Source organism: Steroidobacter sp., assembly GCF_016790065.1.
GTDB lineage: Bacteria > Pseudomonadota > Gammaproteobacteria > Steroidobacterales > Steroidobacteraceae > Steroidobacter.
Genome location: NZ_JAEUPY010000936.1, coordinates 1 through 4,727 on the forward strand (window position 1 = coordinate 1; position 4,727 = coordinate 4,727).

Genomic DNA, 4,727 nt, shown 5'->3' on the forward strand with positions numbered 1-4,727 from the left:
TGAGTGCCATGCATCCGCGTGTCGCGCACGATATCGTCAATCGGTTCTCGCTCGAGTTCTTCGATAAATACCTGAAGGGCAGTACCAACACGCCGTTGCTTTCCGGAACCGAGCAGTACCGAGACGTACTGCTGCAGCAGAGCGAAAGAATAAACGAGTAGGTCCTTGGCCGTTTTCCTTGGAGATGCATGGTGAGAGTGCTTCGTAGTCTGCCCGCGTCACTGTTGCTGATGGGTATGGCGTTCGGTGCTCAGGCGGCTGATCGCTTTGAGCCGATTCGCAGTTACATCCGCGAGACGTTGAAAGAAGAATCGATCCCTTCGCTGTCCGTGGCCGTTGCGCGCAATGGCAAGATCATTTGGGAAGAGGGCTTTGGTTGGGCCAATCTGGAGCGCCAGGTGCCGGCAACCGAGCACACGATGTACTCGCTAGCTTCCATCAGCAAACCCATCACCGCTACCGGTCTGATGACGCTGGTTGCGGCGGGTAAAGTCGATCTGGATGCGCCGGCGAATGATTATCTCGGCGCGTCGAAGCTGCGTGCCCGTGTCGGCGACGCGCAGGACGCGACTGTGCGGCGAGTAGCGAATCACACGGCGGGCTTGCCGTTGCATTATCAGTTCTTCTACGCCGACGAGCCGTTCAAGCGGCCCTCGATGGACGAGACGCTGCTTCGTTACGGCAACCTGGTGACGGCACCTGGCGAAAAGTACGAATACTCCAATCTCGGTTACGGAGTGCTGGATTATTTGATCGAGCGAGTATCAGGACAGAGCTACGCCGACTTCATGCGAACCCGGGTGTTCCGACCCTTGGGCATGATACGAACCTCCGTCGATATCGGTCCGGGCCTGGAGCCTTATGCAGCGATGCGGTACGCGCCGGACGGCACGGCGCTACCTTTCTATGATTTCGATCACCCCGGCGCCTCGGCGGTGTTCTCCAGTGCTCACGACTTGGTGCGTTTCGGGTTGTTTCATTTGCGGGAGAAGCTACCCGACCAGCAGCAGATTCTCACCGACGCTTCGCTCGTCGAGATGCATCGACAGACTGCGACCGAGCAGGACGGCTCGGGCTACGGACTGGGCTTCTCGATATGGGAGAAGGATGGCTATCGGCTGTTCGGTCATAGCGGCGCGATGGGCGGAGCGTCGACCCAGATGCGGCTGTATCCCGAGCAGCGGTTGGCCATCGTGGTGCTCAGTAACGCCAGCTCCAACTTGCCTGCGAAAGTCGCGAACCGCATCGCTAACGTGTTGTTGCCAGGGTGGACCGTGCCGCCACCGAAGACGCAGCCGCAACCGGTGCCGTTGGTCGCGCCGGCGGCCTTGCTTGGAACCTGGGTCGGCAGCGTGTCGAGCTACACCAAGGAACTGCCGGTGCAATTGACGTTTCAGCCCGATGGAGACGTGCATGCAAAGCTGGCGGACCAATTGACGACCTTGGTGAATAACCCGCGGTTCGAGGATGGAGTTTTCACCGGTGAACTGACCGCCCGCATCGGTACGCCCGACACCGAGCACTATGAGTATGTAGTTGCTCTCTCGCTGACGTTGCGAGACGGAGTATTGAATGGCGGCGCCTGCGCGCTTGGCGTCGACCTTCCGCGTGAGCGCAACGCGCTGACGCATTGGATCGAGCTGCGACGTGAAGGTGTCGTTTTGCCAGGAAGGCCTGGTAGTCCCACCGCGGGTTCGTTGTGATGACTGGCTATTCCATGAAAGTAAGCATCCAGCGAGCATTCGGCATCGCATTCGCAGGCGTAGTTCTCGGGCTCGGCGCGATTACTGCACGGGCGGCGAGTGAGCCTGCGAGTGTCGATCGAAACGTGTTCATTCCCATGCGAGACGGCATTCGGCTCGCGACGGATCTGTACATGCCCGCGGCCCAGGAGCGTGTCCGTCTGCCCACAGTGTTGATCCGTACGCCATACAACAAGAGCTTTCGCACCCCTGCGAAGGTTACTTCGTTAGAGCTCATCGAATATTTCACTGAACGTGGCTACGTCGTCGCCGTCCAGGACAAGCGCGGTCGCTTCGCTTCGGAAGGTGTCTATGTGCTCTCGGGTGGAGACGCGGATGACGGCTATGACACTGTCGATTGGCTGGTTCGTCAGCCATGGTCCAACGGCGCCGTGGGCAGCTACGGTTGCTCGTATGTCGGCGACACGCAGATCTTCATGGCTCAGACCAAGCATCCCGGATTGAAGGCGATGATCCCGCAGGCGGCAGGCAGCTCAGTGGGCTCGCTGGGTGGCTACTACCGCTATTTCGGCGCGCGCACCGGAGGAGTCTCTGGGTGGGCGCCGTTGATGGGTTGGTTTGCTGAGCGAGGTCAAAAGACCATGCCGCGCCTCTCGGCGGATCTGCCGCATGACGAGTACAACGCGAACGCGGCCATGTGGAAGTTTACCCGCGAGGTCACGGTAGATCTACGCCGAGCCTGGCATCATCTGCCGATGATCGAGGCGCTGCGCTCGCAAGGCATGGCCACCACGGATTTCGAAGACACCATCAGCAAACCGGCCACCGATCCGTACTGGGCCTCGCTGCCGTATATGAAGGAGGACTACACCTCCGACGTGCCGACGCTGTTCATCAACTCCTGGTACGACTTCGGCGCCGACATGACCATGCTGCAGTTCAATCACTTCCGACAACACTCCGTGTCGCAGCGATCTCGAGACAATCAGTATGTGATCATGAGCCCGCACACGCATTGTACTTTCGAAAGAGAAGCGGCGGAGCACACCCTCGTCGGTCAGCGCGAGGTCGGCGATACTCGCTTTGACTATCGCGATGCCTATCTCACCTGGTTCGACGCCTGGCTCAAAGAAGATCCGAAAGCACAGCGTCGCATCAAGGAATGGTCACGTATCCGTTATTTCGAGGTGGGGCGCAACAAGTGGCGGTCGGCGTCTGAATGGCCGGTGCGAGGTGTCGCGGATCAGTCCTACTTCCTGGATGGCGACGGTCGTGCGAATGGACTGTTGGGCGATGGCAAGCTTGCAAGGGCAGTGCCTACGGGCGCTGTGACCTCGGATACATTCGTCTACGACCCGTCCAATCCGGTGCCTTCCCTTGGAGGCTCATTCTGCGCCAGCTGCGTCGGTTTGCCGGATAGCCCCGCCGGTGCTGTGGATCAAAGAGCGGTCGAGATGCGCGGCGATGTCCTGGTCTATACATCGGACGTGTTGACAAAAGAGCTCAATGTCACCGGCGAGCCGCGGGTCGTGTTGCATGTTTCATCGGATGTCGTCGACACGGATTTCACAGTGAAGCTGATCGACGTGCAGCCGGACGGCCGGGCATTCAATGTACTCGACGGCATTCTGCGAGCACGCTATCGGCAGGGCCAGCACCAGGAAGTCTGGATGCGCGCTGGACAGACCTATGAGCTGACCATTCCTCTGGGCGCCACCAGCAACGTTTTCCTGAAGGGTCACCGGATCCGCCTGGAGATCGCCAGCAGTAATTTTCCCACCTATGAGCGCAATTTGAACTTGGGCGGAGTCAACGTGGCGCAAACCACCTGGGCGGTCGCACGAAACACCGTGCATCACTCGCCGACGTTGCGTTCACGCTTGATCTTGCCAGTGTTGCAATGAGTGTTGTCTAGGGAAAGGTCGCTGATGCTCGGCGACTCAGAGACTGGCAACGAATGGGCGATGCGCATGCCGCGGATCTGGTCGAACAATAGTCCAGCGAATAGTATGGTCGCCGCTCCCCAGTGGAGGTAGGGAAACCAGCCCCTCGTGTCTCTACTGCTTTGTGAAGCCCCCGAACTCAGCCCGACAACGGCGCTAACCCCTTGATCGACCGCACCCGCCGCAAATGGGTCGCCACCCAGATTCTGCCGCACGAGGCAGAGGTGCGCGGCTGGCTGCGGCGACACCTGCATTCGCTACGGTCGCATGACATCGACGACCTGATCCAAGAAACCTATGCCCGGCTGTTGGCGGCCGACATTGCGTCGGTCGCCAATGGGCGCAGCTATGTCTTCAGCGTTGTTCGCCACCTGCTGCACCGGCAATTGCGGCGTGCTCGTATCGTTCCCATGGAGCGCCTGGGCGAAATCGACGCCTTGCGCCTGCCGAGTGATGAGCTGTCACCGGAACGCAAAGTGAGCGCGCGACAGGAGCTCGAGCGCCTGGAGCGAATCGTGTATGCGATGCCGACTCAGGCACGTCGCGCTTTTCAACTACAAAAGTTCCACGGACTCACGCAACGACAAATCGCCGAGGAGATGCACATCAGCGAAAAGACGGTGGAGAAGCATTTGGCGGTTGCTTTGAGTCGCGTGCTGGCCGGTTTCGTCGAAGAGACGTCGACTGGCAGTGCCGGTGGTCGCCAATCGGAGGTCAGCGCCCATGACCAGCGCTCAACGGATTGAATCAGAAGCCGCGCAGTGGGCGGTTCGGCTCAGCGACAAACCGCTTTCCGACGCCGAGCAGAGCGAACTCGATGAATGGCTTGCTGCCGACATTCGCCATGGCGGGGCGCTGCTGCGAGCGCAGGCAGCGTGGGACGATGTAGATCGTCTGGCCGCACTGGCATCGGGGACTGAACTTGCGGGTGCGCCACCCGAGGTCACCCGCAGTTCGGCGCTGGACGCCGACTCGAAGACCAAGCGTCGCAGCGGCGATTCTGTTTTGCGCTGGGGCGTGATGCATCGAGCAGTCGCCGCGGCGATCTTGATTGCGGTGGGGGCATACTTCTATCTTTATA

General features: G+C 60.0%; 4 protein-coding genes. All 4 read left to right on the forward strand.

Annotation, left to right across the window (positions count from 1 at the left end):
* Positions 1-191 precede the first annotated feature (191 nt).
* Complete coding sequence (locus JNL55_RS37225) at positions 192-1,703, forward strand: serine hydrolase domain-containing protein (protein WP_293867206.1); 1,512 nt, start codon at positions 192-194, stop codon at positions 1,701-1,703.
* A 14-nt stretch (positions 1,704-1,717) separates the two neighbouring features.
* On the forward strand, positions 1,718-3,607 hold the full coding sequence (locus tag JNL55_RS37230) for a CocE/NonD family hydrolase (RefSeq protein ID WP_293867209.1): 1,890 nt from the start codon (positions 1,718-1,720) through the stop codon (positions 3,605-3,607).
* A 203-nt stretch (positions 3,608-3,810) separates the two neighbouring features.
* Positions 3,811-4,392: an RNA polymerase sigma factor gene (locus JNL55_RS37235; RefSeq protein ID WP_293867211.1), complete on the forward strand. Its 582-nt coding sequence runs from the start codon at positions 3,811-3,813 to the stop codon at positions 4,390-4,392.
* Positions 4,370-4,727: FecR/PupR family sigma factor regulator (locus JNL55_RS37240; protein ID WP_293867213.1), on the forward strand; the 358-nt coding region annotated here is incomplete at its 3' end. The genes JNL55_RS37235 and JNL55_RS37240, both read left to right, overlap by 23 nt.

What these genes read in the sequence shown, in the direction of transcription:
- JNL55_RS37230 (WP_293867209.1), top strand. Translation starts at nt 1,718, where the DNA reads ATGAAAGTAAGCATCCAGCGAGCATTCGGCATCGCATTCGCAGGCGTA.